Origin of the sequence: Roseinatronobacter sp. S2 (assembly GCF_029581395.1) — a bacterium.
Classification (GTDB): domain Bacteria; phylum Pseudomonadota; class Alphaproteobacteria; order Rhodobacterales; family Rhodobacteraceae; genus Roseinatronobacter.
The window spans coordinates 2,537,583-2,559,245 of record NZ_CP121113.1; the positions used below are offsets into that span (position 1 = coordinate 2,537,583).

The following is a 21,663-nucleotide window of genomic DNA, read 5'->3' on the forward strand; positions in this document are numbered from 1 at the left end:
TGTTACAATGCCACGCTAGTGACCGTAGCGAGCGGGGACAAAATCTTGACCCCGTGAAAAACTGAACAGTCCATCGCTACCTTCGAAAGGGAGGAAATCATGAAGAAACATGTGTTTGGCGCCTGTATCGCCGCGAGCACTGCACTTACCCCTGTCTGGGCCAATGCACAGGTCACCATTGAATGGTGGCATGCCATGGGCGGTGAACTGGGCGAAATGCTGGAAGACATTGCGACAGACTTCAATGCGACACAAAGCGACTTTGAAGTGCGTCCAAGCTTCCGGGGCACCTATACCGAAACCATGACAGGCGCGATCGCGGCATTCCGCGCGCAGCAACAACCCCATATCGTTCAGGTCTTTGAGGTTGGCACCGGCACCATGATGGCGGCCGAAGGTGCGACATACCCGATCTATCAGCTGATGGCAGATTTTGATGTGCAGTTCGAGCCATCCGCCTATCTGCCGACCGTTGTGGGCTATTATACGGACCCGGATGGCAACATGCTGTCTTTCCCGTTCAACAGCTCCACGCCGATCATGTACTACAACAAGGATATCTTTGAAGCCGCCGGGCTGGACCCTGAACAGCCCCCCCAGACATGGGCGGAAATGGAAACGGCATCCGTTGCCATTCTGGAAGCCGGCGCGGCCCCTTGTGGCTTCACCACGTCATGGCCAAGCTGGGTGATGCTGGAAAACTTCAGCGCGTGGCACAACATTCCGCTGGGCACACAGGAAAACGGCTTTGCCGGTTTTGACACCGAATTCGTGTTCAACAACGAACTGGTTGCGACCCATTGGGACAACCTGAAGGCATGGCAGGACGCAGGCGCGTTCCGCTGGGGTGGTCCGAACACCGGCCCCGACGCCTTCCCGGCGTTCTACTCAGGTGAATGCGCGATGGTCTTCGGGTCTTCCGCCAGCCGCGCAGGTGTGTTGCGCAACACCGACTTCAATGTCGGCTATGGCTTCCAGCCATATTATGACACCGTAGAAGGTGCCCCGCAAAACACCATCATCGGCGGCGCAACCCTGTGGGTGCTGCAAGGCAAGGATGCTGCGGAATACGAAGGCGTTGCGCGTTTCTTCGAATATCTGTCGCAACCCGAAGTGCAGGCGCAATGGCACCAGGACACCGGCTACCTGCCAATCACGCAGGCTGCGTTCGACCTGACACGCGAACAGGGGTATTATGATGAAAACCCCGGCGCAGATACGTCGATCCTGCAAATGACGCTGAATGAACCGACCGAGAATTCCAAAGGTTTGCGGTTTGGCAGCTTCGTGCAGATCCGCGACATCATTTCGGAAGAAATGGAATCGGTCATGACCGGCGCGAAAACCGGTCAGGAAGCGGCTGATAATGCAGTCAGCCGTGGGAACGCATTGCTGCGCGAATTCGAAGCGGCCATGAACTAAACCCCTTGATCGAACCTGCACCCCCGGCATAACCCTTGCCGGGGGTGCTTTCGTTGGACGATAGCCAAGGCCACACGACATGCAAACCAAACGGATGACTTTTTCCAGCGGATGGCTGCCCTATGCCCTGCTGGCCCCGCAGGTGATCATCACGCTGATCTTCTTCATCTGGCCCGCATCACAGGCACTTTATCAATCTGTGCTGCGACAGGACATTTTCGGGCTGCGCACTGAATTCGTAGGTCTGGACAATTTCGCGCGCCTGCTGAACGATCCGCTGTATCTGAACTCGCTGAATGTGACCTTCTGGTTCAGTGTCGGCACAACATTCCTGTCGATGTCGGTCGCGCTGCTATTTGCGGTGATGGTCAACCGCATGATCCGCTCACGCGACAGCTACACCACCTTTCTGGTCTGGCCCTACGCTGTGGCACCCGCGATTGCGGGTGTGCTGTGGTGGTTTATCTTCAACCCGTCTATCGGGATCATGCCCTACATGCTCAAGGGGTTCGGCTATGACTGGAACCACCGTTCCAGCAGCACTGATGCCATGATCCTGATCATCGTGGCGGCTGCATGGAAGCAGATCAGCTACAACTTCCTGTTCTTCCTTGCGGGTCTTCAGTCCATTCCACAAAGCCTGATCGAAGCTGCCGCTATTGATGGTGCAAGCCGGATGAAACGCTTCTGGACCATCGTGTTTCCACTGCTGTCGCCGATCACGTTCTTTCTGATGGTGGTCAATGTGGTCTACGCCATGTTCGACACATTCGGCGTGATCCATGCCACAACCGAAGGCGGGCCTGCGCAAGCCACGAACATTCTGGTCTACAAGGTCTATCGTGATGGTTTCGTGAACCTGAACCTTGGGTCTTCTGCTGCGCAATCCGTGATCCTGATGGCAATCGTCGTCATCCTGACCGTCATCCAGTTCCGCTATATCGAGCGGCGCGTAAACTACTGAAGGGGCGCGGCAAATGGTCGAAAACAACCGTTGGGGCAATCTACTGGCCCATATCATCCTGATCCTTGGCGTGGCGATCGTGATCTTTCCGGTCTATGTGGCGATCATTGCATCCACGCATCCGTCCGGCACCTTCTTGCGCGGCGTCATGCCGCTTTTGCCGGGGCCGAATGCGCTGGAAAACTACAAGACCGTCATCGTCGAAGGGCGCTCGCGCGCAGGCACCCCGCCAATCGGGGGCATGTTGTGGAACAGCTTTGTGATGGCAATGGCGATCACCATAGGCAAGCTGTCCATCTCGCTTCTGTCAGCCTTCGCGATCGTCTATTTCCGCTTCCCTTTCCGCATCTTCTTTTTCTGGGTCATCTTCCTGACCCTGATGCTGCCGGTTGAAGTGCGGATTCTGCCGACCTTTCAGGTGGTGGCCGATCTGGGGATGCTGAACTCTTTCGCGGGCCTGTCGATCCCGCTGATTGCCAGCGCCACCGCCACTTTCCTGTTCCGGCAGTTTTTCATGACCGTGCCAGAAGAGTTGATGGAAGCCGCCCGTGTCGACGGCGCAGGTCCGATGAAGTTCTTCAAAGACATCCTGATGCCGCTGTCGATCACCAATATCGCGGCGCTGTTCGTGATCATGTTTATCTATGGCTGGAACCAATACTTGTGGCCCCTGCTGATCACCACAGACCCCGAATATTACACCATCGTCATGGGCATTCAGCGCATGGTCACAGGCGGGGACAGTGAACCGCTTTGGCATCTTGTCATGGCAACCGTCGTGCTGGCTGCCCTGCCCCCGATCCTTGTGATCCTGTTCATGCAACGCCTGTTTGTCAAAGGCCTGACCGAGACGGAGAAATAAAATGGCCTCCATTAATATGGATAACCTGCACAAGGTCTATACAGGCGGCGTGCGCGCAGTAACCAGCATCAACCTTGATATCGCGGATGGTGAAATGATTGTGCTGGTCGGCCCGTCGGGCTGCGGCAAATCCACGCTTCTGCGCATGGTCGCGGGGCTGGAAACCATCAGCGAAGGCACCCTGAAAATCGGGGACCGCGTGGTCAACACTCTGGAACCGGCGGATCGCGACATTGCGATGGTGTTCCAGAACTATGCGCTGTATCCGCATATGTCGGTGTTCAACAATCTGGCCTACGGGTTGAAAAATCGCGGTTTTTCCAAGGCGGAAATTGATCGCCGCGTGCGTGAAGCTGCCGAAATGCTGGAAATCGGCCAGTTTCTGGACCGCAAGCCGCGCCAGCTATCGGGCGGGCAACGCCAGCGTGTGGCCATGGGCCGTGCGCTTGTGCGCGAACCGGCGGCGTTTCTGTTCGACGAGCCGCTGTCGAACCTTGACGCGAAGCTGCGGGTGCAGATGCGTGTCGAAATCCGGCAGTTGCAGAAGCGGCTGGCCACCACATCGCTGTATGTGACCCATGACCAGCTTGAAGCGCTGACCATGGCCGACCGTCTGGTTGTCCTGAATGGCGGGCAGATCGAACAGGTCGGCACGCCGATGGACGTGTATTCACGCCCCGAAACCACCTTTGTGGCAGGCTTCATCGGATCGCCTGCAATGAACATGCTGCCAGCGGAATATATGCGCAGCACCCAGCAGGCAGACAGTCTGGCACATATCCCGCAAGCCGCCGACCTGATCGGAATACGCCCCGAAGATTTCGCGCTGGACACCCCCGGTGATGGCGACCTGATCCTGACCGGAACATTGTTGCTGCTGGAACCTGCGGGCGCAGAAAGCCATTTGCACTTGCGGTTTGACGGGTTAAACGAGAATATGATCGTGCGCCTGCCACATGTCCCGTCGGTCACGGAAGGCCAGTCCTTGTCCTTCGCGGTGCGGCGTGACAGTTTGCACCCGTTTGACCGCGCCACCGGCAAGCGCGTTTCATAATCAAGGCACGCACACATGACCAATTTCCTGCGCCGCACTGCGGGGCACCCCCAGATTTACGGGCATCGCGGCGCGCGCGGCGTGCTGCCTGAAAACACAATGGCTGGCTTCGCCTATCTGCGCGATATCGGTGTAACGGCCGTTGAACTGGATGTTCAGAATGCGCGCGGGCGTGTGCCGGTTGTTTTGCATGACCCGCTTGTGCCAATGGCCCATACCCGCGATGCGCACGGAAACTGGCTGCCTGCGCCCGGACCAAAGGTTATTGATCTCAGCGTTGATGACCTGCGCCGCTATGATATAGGGCGGATGAATCCCGCGACAGACTATGCCGCGCGCTACCCGCAGCAACACCCGCAGGACGGGGCACGCATTCCGACCCTTGCGGAATTTCTGGACTGGGCGCAGGCCGATGCGGGCCTGCTGATCAATATCGAAATCAAATCCCATGCCCATCAGCCCGATCTGGGCGACACACCTGCGATACTGGCCGAAGATGTCGCGACACTGGTGCAGCGCTACGGGTTGGGCGCGCGGGTGGTCGTATCCTCCTTCGACTGGCGCGTGCTGTCTGCACTGCGCCAGCAGGCCCCTGACATCGCGCGTGCCCATCTCAGCTTTGAACAGCCTGGACATGAAACGAATATCACGGATGGCGGCGCGCTGATGGATGGACTTAACCGTGCAGATTTCGGCGGCAGCCTGCCCGCGCTGATCGCCGCACAGGGTGCGAAAGCGTGGTGCCCCTATTTTGCCGACCTGACACCTGAAGATCTGGCACAGGCCCATGCGCATGATCTGGTGGTCAATGTCTGGACCGTCAATAATGACGACGATATCCGCCGCATGATTGCGATGGGCGTGGACGGGATTATCACAGACTACCCCACCCGCGTGCAGCACCTGCTTGGGGTTGCCGTGCCCTGACACGGAAGACACGAAACGCCAGCCTCAGGCTGCGTGACACACTTGCGGGTGGTTTTGGCCTTTTGCTGCTCTTCACGCTTGGATACAGCCCGCGCTATCGGTGGGCCGGGGTCTGCCGATCCGACATTATAAGAATGCAGTTTATGCAAGCTGCATACTCCGGCATCAAAGGCTTGGACTATCAACAGCCAAATCGGCAGGCCGCGGGACGGCCCACCGATGGCGCGGCGGGCTGCGCCCTTTGCTCCGCGCCTTGGGGCTTTCCCGATGTCTGCAAAAGGCCAGTTCCAGCCCACCTGCCCCACCGCAGCCCATGCTGACGCCCGCTACCTTCTGCGCCAGGGGTTGGGCCGGAACCGTGCCGGTTTGCCCGCTTTCGGAACATTGGACGCAACGAAACGATAGCGCGCTTCCGGGTGTGGTGGCTGGCCAAGGCAACGTGACCAGAACGCCCGTCCGCCCAGCCGCTGCCATAGCGGGTATGACAGCGCGACACCGGCCATGAACCCGCCCGCATGCGCCCAATAGGCCACGCCCCCCACACCCGCCGGTGCGGAAACGCCGCCCAGAATTTGCAACGCGAACCAGCCCCCCAACACCACCCATGCCGGTGCCGGTATGACGCGGAAAATAATGATCAGGAACAGAAACAAATCCACCCGTGCGCGCGGGTAGAACAACAGATACCCGCCCAACACACCCGCAATCGCGCCCGACGCGCCCACCATGGGAATAACCGAAGTCGGGTCTGCGGCAAATTGCAGGCCCGCCGCCGCCACGCCGCACAGCAGGTAGAACCCCAAAAACCGGAAATGCCCCCAGACATCTTCCATGTTGTTGCCGAATATCCACAAGAACAACAGGTTGGACCCCAGATGCACCAGATCACCATGCAGGAACTGGTGTGTCAGAAGCGTTGCATACCCTTCGCCCATGCCAAGGCGTGCGGGCAACATTCCCCAGCTTTGGAAAAAATGCATCAAGGCGCGTTCCTGCGCGAACAGGCCCGAGTACCCTATGAACACGACAATATTCGCGACAATCAGCGCATAGGTCACATAGGGTCTGCGGGCAGAAGGGTTATGGTCGCGGATGGGAATTAACATGCTGCTGGTCCACAAAACGAAGGCGCCCGAACTGTATGTCCGGGCGCCATGTCATTCATCAAGCCCGTTCCCCAATGGGACACAGGGCTGGCATGGTCAGTCAGCCGTCAGCAAAGGCGGGTTTTTTCCCGTCAGACGCTTGGCTTCCGGCCCTTCGACCGTCAGGGAAATCTTGCCATCCAGCACATGCACGCGCACAACGCCGCCCTTTGTCAGCTTGCCGAACAGCAGTTCTTCGGCCAGGGGCTTTTTGATGTGTTCCTGAATGACACGCGCCAGCGGGCGCGCCCCCATCTTGTCATCATAGCCTTTGTCGGCCAGCCATGCGGCCGCTTCTTCGGACAGCTCGATCGTGACGTTGCGGTCCATAAGCTGCGCTTCCAGTTGCAGTACGAACTTCTCGACAACCTGAACGATAACCGATTTGGGCAATGGCGCGAAGCTGATGACCGCATCCAGACGGTTGCGGAATTCAGGCGTGAATGTCCGTTCAATCGCGGCAGTGTCTTCGCCTTCGCGCCGGTCGCGACCAAAGCCTATGGCGGCTTTCGCCTGTTCGGTGGCACCCGCATTCGATGTCATGATCAGGATAACATTGCGGAAATTCACGGTCCGCCCGTTATGATCCGTCAGTTGGCCGTGATCCATGACCTGCAACAAGATGTTATAGACATCCGGGTGGGCCTTTTCGATTTCATCCAGAAGCAGCACACAATGCGGGTGTTGATCCACCCCATCGGTCAGCAGACCACCCTGATCGAACCCGACATAGCCGGGGGGCGCCCCGATCAGGCGTGAAACAGCGTGCTTTTCCATGTATTCCGACATGTCAAAGCGCAACAGCTCAACACCCAGACTGTCGGCAAGCTGTTTGGCCACTTCGGTTTTACCAACACCGGTCGGACCTGCGAACAGGTAATTCCCGATTGGTTTTTCCGGTTCACGCAGACCCGCGCGCGACAGCTTGATCGCGGACGACAATGCCTCGATTGCCGGACCTTGCCCGAAGACAACGCGCTTCAGGGTGCGTTCCAGATCGCGCAGCACTTCGGCATCATCCTTGGACACATTCTTCGGCGGAATGCGTGCGATCTTGGCAACCACAGCCTCAATTTCTTTGGGGCTGATGGTTTTGCGACGCTTGGATTCGGTCAGCAAGTGTTGCGCGGCCCCTGCTTCATCAATCACGTCAATCGCCTTGTCGGGCAATTTGCGGTCATTGATATAGCGTGCGGCCAGTTCCACTGCGGTCTTGATGGCTTCGTTCGTGTAGCGGATTTCGTGGTGTTCCTCGAAATACGGCTTCAGCCCCATCAGGATTTTGATCGAATCCTCGACCGTGGGTTCCGCCACATCAATTTTCTGGAAGCGCCGCGACAAGGCGCGGTCTTTTTCGAAATGCTGGCGGAATTCCTTGTAGGTGGTCGATCCCATGCAGCGCAGCTTGCCGCCCTGCAATGCAGGTTTCAGCAGGTTGGATGCATCCATGGCCCCGCCCGAAGTGGCGCCCGCACCGATGACAGTGTGGATTTCATCAATGAACAGAACCGCGTCGGGGTGATCTTCAAGTTCCTGCATCACGGATTTCAGGCGTTCCTCGAAATCACCGCGATAACGCGTGCCCGCCAGAAGTGCGCCCATATCCAGCGAATAGATCGTGGAATGCGCCAAAATCTCGGGCGTTTGCCCTTCGACGATTTTCTTGGCCAGCCCTTCGGCAATAGCTGTCTTGCCGACGCCCGGATCCCCCACCAAAAGCGGGTTGTTCTTGCGCCGGCGGCACAGAACCTGAATGCAACGTTCCACTTCAGGGCCGCGGCCGATCAGCGGGTCTACTTCGCCCTTGCGGGCCTTTGCGTTCAGATCGACACAGAATTTGCCCAATGCGGTTTCCTTGGGCTTTTCGTCAGTGCCGGATGTGCTGGCTTGCTCTTCATCCGCACCACTGACCGGGCGCGCTTCAGAGAAGCTGGAATTCTTGGCCACGCCATGCGCGATGAAATTCACCGCATCATAGCGCGTCATGTCCTGTTCTTGCAGGAAATAGGCCGCGTTTGATTCGCGTTCGGCGAAAATGGCGACCAGCACATTTGCCCCCGTCACCTCATTGCGGCCAGAGCTTTGGACATGGATCGCCGCGCGCTGGATTACGCGCTGGAATGCCGCAGTCGGCACGGCTTCGGACCCTTCGACATCGGTCACGAGGGAGGTCAGTTCTTCCTCGATGAAATCGTTGAGGGTCTTGCGCAATTCGTCAAGATCGACATTGCAGGCCTGCATCACGCGGCTGGCATCGGGTTCGTCAATCAGCGACGAAAGCAAATGCTCCAGCGTTGCGAATTCGTGCCGCCGGGAATTGGCCAATGCCAAGGCCCCGTGGATGGATTGTTCCAGTGTGGCTGAAAATGATGGCACGTCAGACGCTCCTGTATAGTTTGATCCGTTGGCCCATACCGTTGGATCAGTCTCGCCTCATACTCTTAAACTTCGGTTTTATTTTCCGCCGTTCAAGTGTTTTCTCTTAAACTTTGTCCCCAATATGCAAAACACGCAAGGATTAAGCAGTTCGCACGGGTCAAAACCTGTCCTTCAGCGCCCGAAGATGCGCGAATGTTTCCACATCGCTGGCCTGCGCCATCCCAAGTGCCGTTTTCATGCGGGGGTCAACGGCCCGCAAGAAAGGGTTGGTCGCCAGTTCCAGCGCAAGGGTCGCAATCGCCATAGGCAGGCCCTTGTCCCTGTCCAGACTGGACCGGGCTATGCGCGCTTGCAAGTCGGGATTTTCGCCATCCACACTTAATGCAAACGCTGCGTTCCCTTTCATATAGTCGTGCCCCGAACAAATGACAGTGTCTTCAGGCAAATTCATCAGTTTCGACAGGCTGTCCCACATCTGCGCAGGCGTGCCTTCGAACAGACGCCCACAGCCAAGGGCCATCAGGCTGTCCGCCGTGAAGGCCAGTTTGCTGTCGGCAAAGTAAAACGCGATATGCCCCAAGGTATGGCCCGACACATCCAGCACCGTGCCGGTTTCGCCGCCAATGGCTACGCTGTCCCCGTCGCGAAGGGCGTGGTCCAGTGGCGGCAGGCGATGCGCATCTGCAACCGCCCCCCAGACACGCGCGCCGGTGGCTGCGCGCAAGTCCTGCACACCGCCGATATGGTCATCATGATGGTGCGTGATCAGAATGTCGCTTAACGTCCAGCCCTGCGCAGCAAGGGCCTGCCGGACGGGTGCGGCTTCAGGCACATCAATGACTGCGGTTGCGCCAGATGCGGGGTCGTGCATCAAATAGGCATAATTGTCCGCCAGACAGGGCACCGCGTGCAACACAAAGGGCATGGTCTTTTCGCTTTCATCCGTTACAGTCCCGTCAAGACTGCGCCAATCGGGCGACATGTGCAACCGAGGCATGATCAGGGGCTGAAGGGCAGACTATGCATCACGATGTCCGTGCGCTGCGCGACTTCTATTACACCACCTCGCTTGGACGCGCGGCCCAGAAGGCCATGCGCGACCGGCTGCGCACCTGCTGGAGTGACACAACAGGGTTGTCGATTGCGGGGTTCGGGTTCGCAGCCCCCCTGCTGCGCCCGTTCCTGTCCGAGGCCGCGCGCGTCACCGCCCTGATGCCCGCCCAGCAAGGCGTGATGCACTGGCCTGCGGAAAGCGCCAATCATTCCGTGCTGGTTGAAGAAACGAACTGGCCACTGGCCACCGGCACAATCGACAGGCTGGTTTTCCTGCACGGGCTGGAAACATCGGACCGGCCTGCGGCCTTGCTTGAAGATGCAGCGCGCGTCATGAAAACCGGCGCCAAGGCCGTGTTCGTCCTGCCCAACAGGTCCGGCCTTTGGGCGCGGCGCGATGGCACGCCTTTTGCACTGGGCAGGCCCTATTCGCTGGGCCAGATCGAAACACAACTGACCGACCACGGATTCGCCCTTGAAAGCCACTTTGCCGCAATGTTCTTTCCGCCGCGCGACAATGCGCGCTGGCTGCGATGGGCAATGACACTGGAACGGGTTGGACAGAAACTGTCGCGCTATCATGCGGGCGGCGTTCTTATTGTGCAGGCCACGCGCGTCAGCGACACGCCCGGCACCACCGGATTGGTGGTGAAATCGCGCAAACCGCTGCGCGTGCTGGACGGGATTACCCAGCCCGGCGCGCGACCGGCATGGTGACAGCGCCTGCCTGTGCAGATTGCGACACGCCACGCATTTGGACGTCTTCGGGGAATCATCCCCTTGCGCGCCTGACTGCGCATGTCACCAATCGGGTGGGTGATTGCGCAAACAGGCTGACATGATAGCATCATCATAGCCCAAAAGCCGGAAGCAGGGTAATTTTATGACCCTGTTCTTCAAGAAGTGGTTACCTTCGCGGTTGCGGCAGAAATGGACCTCTGCTAAACCCGCGCCGACCTTACATGCCGCGTAACTGTAGCATTCATGACATCGGGCCAGCGCGAGGCTTGATGAAAACCAAGATGGAAGGGTGGACGTGTCCGAACCAGCTTCGATCTCCTCCGGCATTGCTGCGCGCTATGCCACTGCAATTTTTGAGTTGGCGAGAGAGTCAAAAACACTCAAAACCCTTGAAGCCGATGTCGACGCGCTGGATGGCGCGCTGACCGAAAGTGCTGATCTGCGCAATCTTATTACCTCGCCCGTTTACTCGCGCGATCAGGTTGCCACTGCGATCACTGCAATCGCCAAGAAAATGAAACTGTCGCAGTCGGTTGCTGGCGCGCTAGGGCTGATGGCCCAGAAACGCCGCCTGTTTACCCTGCCGCAGGTTCTGACAGCACTGCGCATGCGCATCGCCAATGAAAAAGGCGAAGTCACCGCCGAGGTGACAACCGCGCAGACCCTGTCAAAGTCGCAGGAAACAGACCTTGTGAAAACGCTGAAAGCGCGTATTGGCAAGGATATCAAACTGAAACTGGCCGTCGATGAATCGCTTATCGGTGGTCTTGTCATCAAGGTGGGCTCGCAAATGATCGACACGTCGATCCGCGCGCAGCTCGCGGCCCTCAAGAACAGTATGAAAGAGGTCGGATAAATGGGTATCCAAGCAGCTGAGATCTCTGCGATCCTGAAAGAGCAGATCAAGAACTTCGGTCAGGATGTCGAAGTCGCAGAAATTGGCCGTGTGCTGTCCGTTGGGGACGGTATTGCGCGTGTCCACGGGCTGGACAATGTTCAGGCCGGCGAGATGGTCGAATTTCCGGGCGGTGTGCGCGGCATGGCATTGAACCTCGAAGCTGACAATGTCGGCATCGTGATCTTCGGTGACGACCGCGGCATCAAGGAAGGCGACACCGTCAAGCGCACCAAGTCCATCGTGGACGTGCCGGTGGGCGATGCGCTTCTGGGCCGTGTTGTTGACGGTCTTGGCAACCCTATTGACGGCAAGGGCCCGATTGCGACAACCAAGCGCAGCGTGGCCGACGTAAAGGCACCGGGCATCATTCCGCGGAAATCGGTTCATGAACCGATGGCAACCGGCCTGAAATCCGTTGACGCGATGATCCCGATTGGCCGTGGCCAGCGCGAACTGATCATTGGTGACCGCCAGACCGGCAAAACCGCCGTGGCACTCGACACCATTCTGAACCAGAAAAGCTATAACGAAGCCGCTGGCGATGACGAGTATAAGAAACTGTATTGCGTCTATGTTGCCATTGGTCAAAAACGCTCCACCGTTGCGCAGCTGGTGAAGAAGCTGGAAGAAACCGGTGCGATCGAATATTCGATCGTCGTGGCCGCAACCGCATCCGACCCCGCGCCCATGCAGTTCCTGGCCCCCTATGCCGCCACCGCAATGGCCGAACATTTCCGCGACAATGGCCGCCACGCGCTGATCATCTATGATGACCTGTCCAAGCAGGCTGTTGCCTACCGCCAGATGTCGCTGCTGCTGCGCCGCCCACCGGGCCGCGAAGCATACCCCGGTGACGTGTTCTACCTTCACTCCCGCTTGCTGGAACGCTCGGCCAAGCTGAACGAAGATCACGGTGCAGGGTCGCTGACCGCGCTGCCGATCATTGAAACCCAAGGCGGTGACGTGTCGGCCTTTATTCCGACCAACGTGATTTCGATCACCGATGGCCAGATCTTCCTTGAAACCGAACTGTTCTACCAAGGCATCCGCCCTGCTGTGAACACCGGTCTGTCCGTGTCGCGCGTGGGGTCATCCGCGCAGACCGATGCAATGAAATCCGTTGCCGGTCCGGTGAAACTGGAACTGGCGCAATACCGCGAAATGGCGGCGTTTGCGCAGTTCGGGTCCGACCTTGATGCATCGACCCAGCGCCTGCTGAACCGTGGTGCGCGCCTGACCGAGCTGATGAAGCAAGGCCAGTATTCCCCCATGACCAACGCCGAGATTGTCTGCGTGATCTTTGCAGGCACCCAAGGCTATCTGGACAAGGTCGCAGTCAAGGACGTGGGCCGCTTTGAAAAAGGTCTGCTTGCCCATCTGCGCGGCAGCCACAAGGCGCTTCTGGATGACATCACCGTCAATGACCGCAAGGTCAAAGGTGAACTGGAAGAGAAAATTCGCGCCGCATTGGATGAATTCGCGAAAGACTTCGCCTAAGGGCGCGGTAAGAGGAGCAGCGAATGGCAAACCTCAAGGACCTCAAGAACCGGATCTCCAGCGTCAAATCGACGCGGAAGATCACGAAGGCCATGCAAATGGTCGCGGCCGCCAAACTGCGCCGCGCCCAGGACGCCGCCGAAGCGGCGCGACCCTATGCGGATCGCATGGCAGATGTGGTCAATGGCCTCGCGGCGTCTGTCGCGGGGTCGGAAACGGCACCAAAGCTGTTGGCAGGAAGCGGGTCCGACCAGACACACCTGCTGGTTGTGATGACAGCCGAACGCGGGCTTTGCGGGGGCTTCAACTCGTCCATCGTCAAGGCGGCGCGCGTGCGCGCGGCCAAATTGCTGGACGAAGGCAAGACCGTCAAGATCCTGACAGTTGGCAAAAAAGGGCGCGAGCAGTTGCGGCGCGACCTGTCTGCCCATCTGGTGGGGCATGTCGATCTAAGCGAGGTCAAGCGCGTCGGGTATGAAAATGCCGCGGATATTTCGAAGCAGGTCTTCGGGATGTTCGACGCCGGTGAATTCGACGTTGCGACCATCTTCTACAACCGCTTTGAATCGGTGATCAGCCAGATTCCGACACCGCAGCAGATCATTCCTGCCGAAGTGCCAGAAGCCGAGACGCCCAAATCCGAGACGCTTTATGACTACGAGCCATCGGAAGAGGCCATTCTGGAAGACCTGCTGCCACGGTCTGTGACCACGCAGATCTTCACCGCGCTTCTGGAAAATGCGGCTTCTGAACAAGGCGCACGGATGTCTGCGATGGACAATGCCACCCGCAATGCGGGCGATATGATCGACCGGCTGACCATCCAGTATAACCGCTCGCGTCAGGCCGCGATCACCAAAGAGCTTATCGAGATCATTTCGGGCGCGGAAGCGCTCTGACGAACCCGGAGAGACAAATAATGGCTTCAAATGGCAAAATCACACAGGTGATCGGCGCCGTCGTGGATGTGCAGTTCGACGGCGATCTGCCCCCCATCCTGAACGCGCTGGAAACCGACAATAACGGCAAGCGGCTGGTGCTGGAAGTGGCCCAGCACCTTGGCGAAAGCACTGTGCGCACCATCGCCATGGACGCGACCGAAGGTCTGGTCCGTGGTCAGGCAGTCAAGGATTCCGGTGAACCGATCATGGTTCCCGTGGGCGACGCGACACTGGGCCGCATTCTGAACGTGGTGGGTGAACCCGTGGACGAAGGCGCACCGGTTGAAGCGACCGAACGCCGCGCGATCCACCAGCCCTCGCCCGGTTTTGACGCACAGTCGACGGAATCGGAAATCCTTGTAACCGGCATCAAGGTCATCGACCTGTTGGCCCCCTATTCCAAGGGCGGCAAGATCGGCCTGTTCGGCGGTGCCGGTGTGGGCAAAACCGTTCTGATCATGGAACTGATCAACAACATCGCGAAAGTGCACTCGGGCTACTCGGTGTTTGCCGGTGTGGGCGAACGGACACGCGAAGGCAACGACCTGTATCACGAAATGATGGAGTCGGGCGTTATCAACATCGACAACCTGTCGGAATCCAAAGTGGCGCTGGTATACGGCCAGATGAACGAACCCCCCGGTGCACGGATGCGTGTGGCGCTGACCGGCCTGACACTGGCCGAACAGTTCCGCGATTCCTCGGGAACCGATGTTCTGTTCTTCGTGGACAACATCTTCCGCTTCACGCAGGCCGGTTCGGAAGTGTCGGCACTGCTGGGGCGTATTCCGTCGGCTGTGGGCTATCAGCCAACACTGGCCACCGACATGGGCGCGATGCAGGAACGCATCACCTCGACCAAGGCAGGATCGATCACCTCGATTCAGGCCGTCTACGTTCCCGCAGATGACCTGACCGACCCGGCCCCGGCGACAACATTCGCCCACCTTGACGCCACCACCAACCTGTCGCGCGCGATTTCGGAACTGGGCATCTACCCCGCTGTGGACCCGCTCGATTCCACCTCGCGCCTGATGGACCCGATCTATATCGGGGAAGAGCATTATCAGGTTGCCCGCGACGTGCAGGGTATTTTGCAGCGCTACAAATCGCTTCAGGACATCATTGCCATCCTTGGCATGGACGAATTGTCCGAAGAGGATAAAATGACTGTTGCACGCGCACGCAAAATCCAGCGCTTCCTGTCGCAGCCTTTCGACGTGGCAAAAGTGTTCACCGGCTCGGACGGTATTCAGGTTCCGCTGGAAAAAACCATCGCATCGTTCAAGGCGGTTGTTGCAGGTGAATATGACCACCTGCCCGAAGCCGCGTTCTACATGGTAGGCGATATCGACGACGTGATCGCAAAAGCCGAGAAGCTGGCCGCTGCGGCCTAAGGGGGGCCATATGGCTGACATGATGCAATTCGACCTGGTCTCGCCCGAACGGAAGCTTGCATCCGTTCAGGCCCGCGCGGTGCAGATTCCTGCGGCGTCGGGTGACCTGACGGCCATGCCTGATCACGCACCCCTTATCACCACCCTGCGCCCCGGCGTGTTGGTGGTGGACGGGGCAGACGGGGAAACCCGTTTTGCCGTGACGGGGGGATTTGCAGAAATCACCCCGACTGCGACATCGGTTCTGGCCGAACGCGCCTATCCAATGGGGCCCGAAGGCCGCGATGCCTTGCAGGCGTTGCTGGACGAAACCCGCGCCAAGGCGGCATCTGCCGAAGGTAACGACCGCGACGCGCTGAACAAAACAGCCGATGATCTGGCCCAGACCATTTCTACAATGGCCTAAGCGCCGGTTCTTACTGCACTAAGGGAAGCCCCGCTGCACATGGTGCAAGGCGGGGCTTTTTCATGCGCAATGGTGTGTCATGGCGCGTTGCGGGTGGTTTTGGCCCGAAGCCGTCATTCGCGTTTGGACAAAGCCCGCGCCATCTGTGGGCCGGGGTCTGCCGATCCCGCGTTAGTGAATTTCACTTTATGCAGGCTGCATATTCCTGCGTTCAAAGGCTTGGCCTGCCATCAACGAAATCGGCAGGCCGCGGGACGGCCCACCGATGGCGCGGCGGCCTGCGGCCTTGATTCCGCACCTTGGGGTGTCAGCTTCAGGCCAGACATGTAACGCGCCCAAAATTCAATGACGCCGTGCGCCCCTGTCAGCGCCCGTCCGGCCCGTCAGGGTCCACGTCACCGCCCGCATCTGTATCTGAAATCTCGTCATATTGCATGGCTTTGGGCTGTGCCGGTTCGGGGTCCGGGTCTGGTGCGGCGGGTGCGGGCGTATCGCCGCGCAGGACTTCGGGGTTACGCAGCCAGATATCGCGCTGCGCGAAGGGAATCTCGATCCCTTCCTGCTGGAACCGCTCGGCGATCTGGTGGCGCACTTCGGTGCGCACCGACAAGCCAAAGCCCACATCGCTGATGATAATGCGCAATTCGAATTCCAGCGCATCCGCACCGAAATTCGTAAAATGCACCGCAGGCGCGGGGTCCAGCAGCGCAAGCGGCTGGGCGTCACCAATTTCCTTCAGGATGCGTTCCACCTTGCGGGTGTCCGACCCATAGGCCACACCCACCGGAATGATCACGCGCCCTGTCTGGCTGAACCGCGTCCAGTTCGTGACAGTTCCCGAAATCAGATCGGCATTCGGGACAATCACATCTGTTCGGTCAAAAGTTTCAATCACCGTAGAGCGGACAGAGATTGACCTAACCGTGCCCATCGTGGTGCCAACCTCAATCCAGTCCCCTTCGGCCACAGGCCGTTCGATCAGCAGGATCAGCCCTGAAATGAAGTTCGACACAATATTTTGCAGACCAAAACCGATACCGACCGACAGCGCCCCCGCGACAAGCGCAAGGCCCGACAGGTCTATCCCTGCCGTCGAAATGGCCACCAGCCCCGAGATGAAGATACCAATATAACCGGTGCCCGAAATCACGGCCTTCTGGCCGCCCTTGTCGATCTTGGTCTTTGGCAGCACCGTAGACCCAAGCGCGCCCTGCATCATCCGCGTCAGCATATACCCGATCGAGAAGATGACGATGAAGCTCAGGATATTTGTCGGGGAAACCCGCGTCTCTCCAATACGGAACCCTTCGCGCAGAACCTGCCACACCTCCAGCAATTCGGTCATCCGCACGCCCCAGACCAGCGCAAAGACCGGCAGTGACACCAGAACCAGTCCAAAGCTGATCAGTGCAGGGATCAGGGCATCGGGATCATCGTGCTTGCGCCCCGCAACCATGTCATACACATCAGATACCATCTGCGAGATGAAGATCAGCAGGGCCACAAGCCACAGCGAGATGACTGCCGGAAACAAGATCGCCTCGGCGGCCTGCACATAGCCGATTGCGGCGAAAACGGGGGCACCTGCGCCTATGACAATCGCCCCGCGCCCAAGGATGTTCATCATGCGGTCGAAAAAGCGCCGATCGTCCCCCTGCTCGGTGCATAGTTTCGCATGCAGCACCAACAGTGACCCGAACCGTGCCAGCACAATCCCCGCCAGAACAAGGATCGGAAACAGGATCACGGAATTGGCAGCATCGGTCTGCACATCGGGGTTTATGAACGCAAGAATGACCAGCGATGCCCCACAGATCAGCCCCATAAGATGGGACATGAAGCGCCCTTCACGCCGCCGTGCTTCGGGCAGTTTCAGCGGCATTTGCGGGGTGTCGACAACCGGAAAAATCTCTCCTCCGGCCCAACGCGCCGAAAAATAAACGATGCCGAAACCGATCAGGGCCGTGGTGATGTCACTGCCAATATCCCCGATCAGACCGGTCAGATCCAGCGCAACAGCCATCGCAACCACAGCCGTAACAGGAACGATGATCTGCGCCAGCGATGCGACTTCGGCAAAGACCCGTTTGCTTTTGCGCGCCCCCCCTTCCTGTAGCAGCCGCGCAACCGCGCGTTCAATCCAGCGCCGCCCCCGCAAAAGCACAAAACCGGCAAACCCGAAAAGCAGCAGCACAATCGGAAGATTGGACCTGAATTCACGCAGCGCTGCGGGGTCGTCCAGCGCGCCGACCACTTGGGTGTAGAAGGTAAAGCTGCGCCCCCAGACCGCATCGGCCGCGGAAACCCAGTTTACGGGGTTCAACGGCGAGGGCCACAGTTCCAACAATGCCTCTGCCTGCCGTTCGCGCAACATCACATCAATCTGGCGGATCAACCCGTCCGCGCGCCGGAACGCTTCTTGTGCAGCAATTCCGGGCGATTGCAGCGCGGTCAGTTGCTCGCTTAATTCCGCGCGGCGATCAGCAATTTCGGGGGCTTCGGTCGCGCCATCTTCGGGCACGGGGCCAAGGGCCGAAATCTGTTCGCGCAAACTGGCAATGCGGGATTGGTTGGCATCCTGCGCGGCCAGAAAACGCGACCGGAACTCTACCAGTTCCTGACGCAATTCGTTCAGGGTATCATCCGTTGCAATGCCTGCGTCGATGACACCCTCTGCCTGGGTGGCAACGCTGCGCCACGCATCATAATCAGGCGCTGTGCTGGATGATTGTTCAGTCGTCTGGGCCAGCACCACATTCGGTGGTGTGGCTATGGCCATGGCGCAGAACAGCGCCAGAAGGATGATCCGCATCAACGGCATCCCTATGACGCGATCAGGCTTCAAACACAGTGGGAAGCGTGCGGTGCCCCCCCTCCAGCCAGTTCGGCACCGGCAGCCCCTTGGCGCGCAAAAATTCAGGGTTGAACAGTTTGGACTGATAGCGTGTGCCATAGTCACACAGGATTGTCACAATCACATGCCCCGGCCCCATCTCGCGCGCCATACGCACAGCGCCTGCCACATTCACCCCCGACGACCCGCCAAGGCACAGCCCTTCTTCGGCCAACAGATCGAACACATAGGGCAGCGCTTCTTCATCCGGGATCTGGCCGCAGAAATCCGGGGTGAACCCGTCCAGATTGGCCGTCACCCGCCCCTGCCCGATTCCTTCGGTGATGGACCCGCCTTCGGATTTGAATTCGCCGCTGGTATAGAAACTATAGAGCGCCGCCCCCATCGGGTCTGCCAGCCCCATCTTCACACCTTTGGGCTGCAACGCCTGCGCCACACCGGCCAATGTGCCCCCCGACCCGACGGCGCAGATGAACCCGTTGACGCGGCCATCTGTCTGGTCCCAGATTTCGGGGCCGGTGGTTTCCACATGCGCCTGACGGTTTGCGATATTGTCGAACTGGTTTGCCCAGATCGCGCCGTTTGGTTCGCTTTTGGCCAGCGCTTCCGCCAGACGGCCGGAATAGCGCACATAATTGTTGGGGTTGCGGTAAGGGGCTGCGGGCACTTCAACCAGTTCGGCACCGGCCAGACGCAACATATCCTTCTTTTCCTGACTTTGGGTTTCGGGGATCACAATGACCGTGCGGAACCCCATGGACGCGCCCACCAGTGCCAACCCGATGCCGGTATTTCCGGCGGTCCCTTCCACAATCGTGCCGCCCGGTTTCAGGGCGCCGCGCGCAATCGCATCGCGGATAATATATAGCGCCGCGCGATCCTTGACTGACTGACCGGGATTTAGAAATTCGGCCTTGCCAAGGATTTCACACCCTGTCGCATCGCTTGCCTTGTTCAGCCGGATCAAGGGGGTATTTCCAATGGCCTCTGCGAGGTTTGCGTAGCGGTTCATCAAGGTTCTCCAGAATTCAAGGCAATGACACGGTAGCGGGCACCTGTCAGCGTTCTGCCCGCCGCGCCTCTTGCTCGTTATACGGCGCGGGCCGCACAGGACCGCCGTTTGGCGCGTTTACAGCCGACCGTAGCGTTTCGCCGTGCGCGCATACAGCCACAGGCCAAAGCTGCCAAGCAATAACGCTGAAACATATTCCAGCGGCCTGATCGTTGTCATCAACTCTTGTCCCTGCACAAAGACCAGAGCGCCCCAGACCGATGCCACCAGATTGGCCACAAACGCAAGCGCAAGCACCAGCACTGACGCCCTGTCGCCCAACAACAATAAAACAGCGCCCAACAAACCAAGCCAGATTCCAAAGGTCACAGCATAGGCGGACCAATCCGGCATGACGCCCAGAAAATCACCCAACCCCAGCGGGGCCGGCAGCGCCACCAGTGTTTGCAGCGCGTCATATCGCGCGATCACATATTCCAACGCCAGAAACCCGAAACAGGCTGTTCCAACAACACCGAACACGGTTACCAATACACCCCGAGCCTGCTTTTTCGTCATGATACACTCCCGCGTTTATTTGCAGCAGATTGCCTTGGGACGCCGTCAGTGTCCACCCCCAAGGGCATCAGGCTATGCTGCCGGTCCCCAGAAAGATATCGCTTTGCACACACGCGCCACCAGTTTGCGCGCCGCCCTGTTCGTCCGTGTCGATGAAACTGAAAATGCCCCGCTGGCAGGCAGCAGGGCAACATTCATGCAATGCATTTACAAAAGCAGTTCAGGCCGCAAGCAAGGCGCGGACTTCGCTTTCCTTCAGGGTCAGACGTGCCGCCGCATAGGCATCTTGCCCGGAAATGCTGGCAAGTTCAGGAAACAGCGACAAAAGTTCTGCACGCTGCATATCATCCATGCCACCAAGAGTTTTCTGACCGGGCTGGAAGCTTTCACTCCAGGCGCCTTCGCCACGGATAATCTGGTGGCTGTTGAACATGACATGGACATAGGTCACAGGCGCCGTGTCGCGTTCAATGCCCGGTTGCCCGACCAGATGAAGCGCGGGCACCAGAACTTCGTGTTCGCCAAACAGCAATTCTGAGCGTTGCCCGCTGATCAGCACGCGGTGCCATGGCGACACACGCAGGTCACGCTGCGGCATACCGTCGCCAAGCGCACCGGCACGAATGATGACTGCGTTGTAATCAGGCTTTTCGGACAGATCTTGCGCGGTCAGATCCCGCGAACCGGACCAGACGACAGGCAAATAGCCATTGTCGCGGGTCATGACCAGATCACCCACTTTGATCTGTTCGACCGGTTTGCGCCCCTCTGCCGTGTCAATCAATGTGCCAGCCACGAAACACGGAACGGTGACATCATCATCACCGCTAAGCTTGTTTTCGCCGTTGCCAGCCTCGTTGATGGCACCTTCAACCGTCGGGGTTGACGCAACTTCAACAGATTGAATCTCGCCCGGCCGCCATGGGTCATCGGTGTTAAAGACATCGCTGGGCGATATGAAGGAAATTTGCGACCCATCTTCTGCCGTCAGCGTAAGGCTGATTGTCTGGCCAAACTGGGTGAAGCTCTCGCCGGTGTCGGGATCAATTTTTGTATATCCACCCCAGAAGTTATAAACGTCTGTAAGTTCATATTCCACACCGTCAATGATGGTGGTGGACCCTAGGGGAATAGATTGGTCAGTTACGCTGTCGTCGCGTTCAAATTCCACCCCGTCCAGAACTTCAAGCAGGTCGGACTCCGACAGGTCGGGATCAAAATTGAATACTGTTCCGAAGCTTTCAGCATCTACGCCAGCCCCACCCAGCCTGATCAGGTCATTGATTGTCACCGGCATTGTCCGTCACCCTTATTCTACACACTGGTCTCTGCATCTTGCCCTGTTTCAGTCAACACCTTGATGAAAGAGACGTTAACCAGAACAACAAATCACCAACTGATATAATACCAGTTAAGTTTCAGCGTTACACCCATATTATGGCATAATAGCGGCAAACTTTGACGTTACAAAGGCAAAATGAATACAATTATCCCAGATACTTGAACAACAAACGACCTTGCCGGTTATTGTACCAGGCCTCGAAACAATTTTC

General features: G+C 58.4%; 18 protein-coding genes. 11 read left to right on the forward strand and 7 right to left on the reverse strand.

Annotated features, from left to right (window positions below; all coding sequences use genetic code 11):
- The first annotated feature begins 99 nt into the window (after nucleotides 1–99).
- The 5 genes from ugpB (at nucleotide 100) to P8S53_RS12160 (ending at nucleotide 5,229) form a co-directional block, all read left to right on the forward strand.
- The gene (gene ugpB / locus P8S53_RS12140; protein WP_277804231.1) at nucleotides 100–1,422 is read left to right on the forward strand and encodes a sn-glycerol-3-phosphate ABC transporter substrate-binding protein UgpB; all 1,323 of its coding nucleotides are present in this window, start codon (nucleotides 100–102) and stop codon (nucleotides 1,420–1,422) included.
- A gap of 79 nt (nucleotides 1,423–1,501) precedes the next feature.
- Entirely contained in the window at nucleotides 1,502–2,386 is an 885-nt protein-coding gene (gene ugpA / locus P8S53_RS12145) for a sn-glycerol-3-phosphate ABC transporter permease UgpA (protein WP_277804232.1), read from the forward strand.
- Between the two features lie 13 nt (nucleotides 2,387–2,399).
- Complete coding sequence (ugpE, locus tag P8S53_RS12150) at nucleotides 2,400–3,248, forward strand: sn-glycerol-3-phosphate ABC transporter permease UgpE (RefSeq protein ID WP_277804233.1); 849 nt, start codon at nucleotides 2,400–2,402, stop codon at nucleotides 3,246–3,248.
- 1 nt (nucleotide 3,249) lies between these two features.
- Complete coding sequence (locus P8S53_RS12155) at nucleotides 3,250–4,302, forward strand: sn-glycerol-3-phosphate import ATP-binding protein UgpC (RefSeq protein ID WP_277804234.1); 1,053 nt, start codon at nucleotides 3,250–3,252, stop codon at nucleotides 4,300–4,302.
- A 15-nt stretch (nucleotides 4,303–4,317) separates the two neighbouring features.
- On the forward strand, nucleotides 4,318–5,229 hold the full coding sequence (locus tag P8S53_RS12160) for a glycerophosphodiester phosphodiesterase family protein (protein WP_277804235.1): 912 nt from the start codon (nucleotides 4,318–4,320) through the stop codon (nucleotides 5,227–5,229).
- Between the two features lie 326 nt (nucleotides 5,230–5,555).
- Here the strand turns inward: P8S53_RS12160 and P8S53_RS12165 are convergent, their stop codons facing one another.
- The 3 genes from P8S53_RS12165 to gloB all read right to left on the reverse strand — a co-directional run bounded on the left by P8S53_RS12165 (nucleotide 5,556) and on the right by gloB (nucleotide 9,678).
- Entirely contained in the window at nucleotides 5,556–6,335 is a 780-nt protein-coding gene (locus P8S53_RS12165) for a rhomboid family intramembrane serine protease (protein WP_277804236.1), read from the reverse strand.
- Between the two features lie 96 nt (nucleotides 6,336–6,431).
- Nucleotides 6,432–8,750 carry an ATP-dependent Clp protease ATP-binding subunit ClpA gene (clpA, locus tag P8S53_RS12170; RefSeq protein WP_277804237.1) on the reverse strand — a complete coding sequence of 773 codons (2,319 nt, stop codon included), beginning with the start codon at nucleotides 8,748–8,750 and terminating at the stop codon, nucleotides 6,432–6,434.
- Nucleotides 8,751–8,910: 160 nt separating this feature from the next.
- Nucleotides 8,911–9,678 carry a hydroxyacylglutathione hydrolase gene (gloB, locus tag P8S53_RS12175; protein WP_306417923.1) on the reverse strand — a complete coding sequence of 256 codons (768 nt, stop codon included), beginning with the start codon at nucleotides 9,676–9,678 and terminating at the stop codon, nucleotides 8,911–8,913.
- A 95-nt stretch (nucleotides 9,679–9,773) separates the two neighbouring features.
- Here gloB and P8S53_RS12180 point away from each other — a divergent pair, with 95 nt between their 5' ends.
- The 6 genes from P8S53_RS12180 to P8S53_RS12205 all read left to right on the forward strand — a co-directional run bounded on the left by P8S53_RS12180 (nucleotide 9,774) and on the right by P8S53_RS12205 (nucleotide 15,686).
- On the forward strand, nucleotides 9,774–10,523 hold the full coding sequence (locus P8S53_RS12180) for a hypothetical protein (RefSeq protein ID WP_277804239.1): 750 nt from the start codon (nucleotides 9,774–9,776) through the stop codon (nucleotides 10,521–10,523).
- Between the two features lie 319 nt (nucleotides 10,524–10,842).
- Complete coding sequence (locus tag P8S53_RS12185; RefSeq protein WP_277804240.1) at nucleotides 10,843–11,403, forward strand: F0F1 ATP synthase subunit delta; 561 nt, start codon at nucleotides 10,843–10,845, stop codon at nucleotides 11,401–11,403.
- Nucleotides 11,404–12,942 carry a F0F1 ATP synthase subunit alpha gene (atpA, locus tag P8S53_RS12190; protein WP_277804241.1) on the forward strand — a complete coding sequence of 513 codons (1,539 nt, stop codon included), beginning with the start codon at nucleotides 11,404–11,406 and terminating at the stop codon, nucleotides 12,940–12,942.
- Nucleotides 12,943–12,965: 23 nt separating this feature from the next.
- The gene (locus P8S53_RS12195) at nucleotides 12,966–13,841 is read left to right on the forward strand and encodes a F0F1 ATP synthase subunit gamma (RefSeq protein ID WP_277804242.1); all 876 of its coding nucleotides are present in this window, start codon (nucleotides 12,966–12,968) and stop codon (nucleotides 13,839–13,841) included.
- 20 nt (nucleotides 13,842–13,861) lie between these two features.
- A complete protein-coding gene (atpD, locus tag P8S53_RS12200; protein ID WP_277804243.1) occupies nucleotides 13,862–15,280 on the forward strand; it encodes a F0F1 ATP synthase subunit beta in 1,419 nt (472 codons plus the stop codon).
- 10 nt (nucleotides 15,281–15,290) lie between these two features.
- Nucleotides 15,291–15,686, forward strand: coding sequence for a F0F1 ATP synthase subunit epsilon (locus P8S53_RS12205; protein WP_277804244.1), 396 nt, complete (start codon nucleotides 15,291–15,293; stop codon nucleotides 15,684–15,686).
- A gap of 364 nt (nucleotides 15,687–16,050) precedes the next feature.
- On the opposite strand, the gene P8S53_RS12210 is transcribed toward P8S53_RS12205, so the two are convergent.
- From P8S53_RS12210 to P8S53_RS12225, 4 genes are all read right to left on the reverse strand, one after another.
- Nucleotides 16,051–18,498: a DUF3772 domain-containing protein gene (locus tag P8S53_RS12210; protein WP_277804245.1), complete on the reverse strand. Its 2,448-nt coding sequence runs from the start codon at nucleotides 18,496–18,498 to the stop codon at nucleotides 16,051–16,053.
- Nucleotides 18,499–18,520: 22 nt separating this feature from the next.
- On the reverse strand, nucleotides 18,521–19,552 hold the full coding sequence (locus P8S53_RS12215) for a cysteine synthase A (RefSeq protein WP_277804246.1): 1,032 nt from the start codon (nucleotides 19,550–19,552) through the stop codon (nucleotides 18,521–18,523).
- A 117-nt stretch (nucleotides 19,553–19,669) separates the two neighbouring features.
- A complete protein-coding gene (locus P8S53_RS12220; RefSeq protein ID WP_277804247.1) occupies nucleotides 19,670–20,110 on the reverse strand; it encodes a hypothetical protein in 441 nt (146 codons plus the stop codon).
- A 220-nt stretch (nucleotides 20,111–20,330) separates the two neighbouring features.
- Nucleotides 20,331–21,407, reverse strand: coding sequence for a Hint domain-containing protein (locus P8S53_RS12225; RefSeq protein WP_277804248.1), 1,077 nt, complete (start codon nucleotides 21,405–21,407; stop codon nucleotides 20,331–20,333).
- Nucleotides 21,408–21,663 lie beyond the last annotated feature (256 nt).

Coding starts and splice junctions, on each gene's coding strand:
- P8S53_RS12155 (WP_277804234.1), top strand. CDS start 3,250: ATGGCCTCCATTAATATGGATAACCTGCACAAGGTCTATACAGGCGGC.
- P8S53_RS12180 (WP_277804239.1), top strand. CDS start 9,774: ATGCATCACGATGTCCGTGCGCTGCGCGACTTCTATTACACCACCTCG.
- ugpA (WP_277804232.1), top strand. CDS start 1,502: ATGCAAACCAAACGGATGACTTTTTCCAGCGGATGGCTGCCCTATGCC.
- P8S53_RS12205 (WP_277804244.1), top strand. CDS start 15,291: ATGGCTGACATGATGCAATTCGACCTGGTCTCGCCCGAACGGAAGCTT.
- ugpB (WP_277804231.1), top strand. CDS start 100: ATGAAGAAACATGTGTTTGGCGCCTGTATCGCCGCGAGCACTGCACTT.
- ugpE (WP_277804233.1), top strand. CDS start 2,400: ATGGTCGAAAACAACCGTTGGGGCAATCTACTGGCCCATATCATCCTG.
- atpD (WP_277804243.1), top strand. CDS start 13,862: ATGGCTTCAAATGGCAAAATCACACAGGTGATCGGCGCCGTCGTGGAT.
- P8S53_RS12215 (WP_277804246.1), bottom strand. CDS start 19,552: ATGAACCGCTACGCAAACCTCGCAGAGGCCATTGGAAATACCCCCTTG.
- gloB (WP_306417923.1), bottom strand. CDS start 9,678: ATGCCCTTTGTGTTGCACGCGGTGCCCTGTCTGGCGGACAATTATGCC.
- P8S53_RS12195 (WP_277804242.1), top strand. CDS start 12,966: ATGGCAAACCTCAAGGACCTCAAGAACCGGATCTCCAGCGTCAAATCG.
- atpA (WP_277804241.1), top strand. CDS start 11,404: ATGGGTATCCAAGCAGCTGAGATCTCTGCGATCCTGAAAGAGCAGATC.
- P8S53_RS12160 (WP_277804235.1), top strand. CDS start 4,318: ATGACCAATTTCCTGCGCCGCACTGCGGGGCACCCCCAGATTTACGGG.
- P8S53_RS12220 (WP_277804247.1), bottom strand. CDS start 20,110: ATGACGAAAAAGCAGGCTCGGGGTGTATTGGTAACCGTGTTCGGTGTT.
- P8S53_RS12165 (WP_277804236.1), bottom strand. CDS start 6,335: ATGTTAATTCCCATCCGCGACCATAACCCTTCTGCCCGCAGACCCTAT.
- P8S53_RS12225 (WP_277804248.1), bottom strand. CDS start 21,407: ATGCCGGTGACAATCAATGACCTGATCAGGCTGGGTGGGGCTGGCGTA.
- P8S53_RS12210 (WP_277804245.1), bottom strand. CDS start 18,498: ATGCGGATCATCCTTCTGGCGCTGTTCTGCGCCATGGCCATAGCCACA.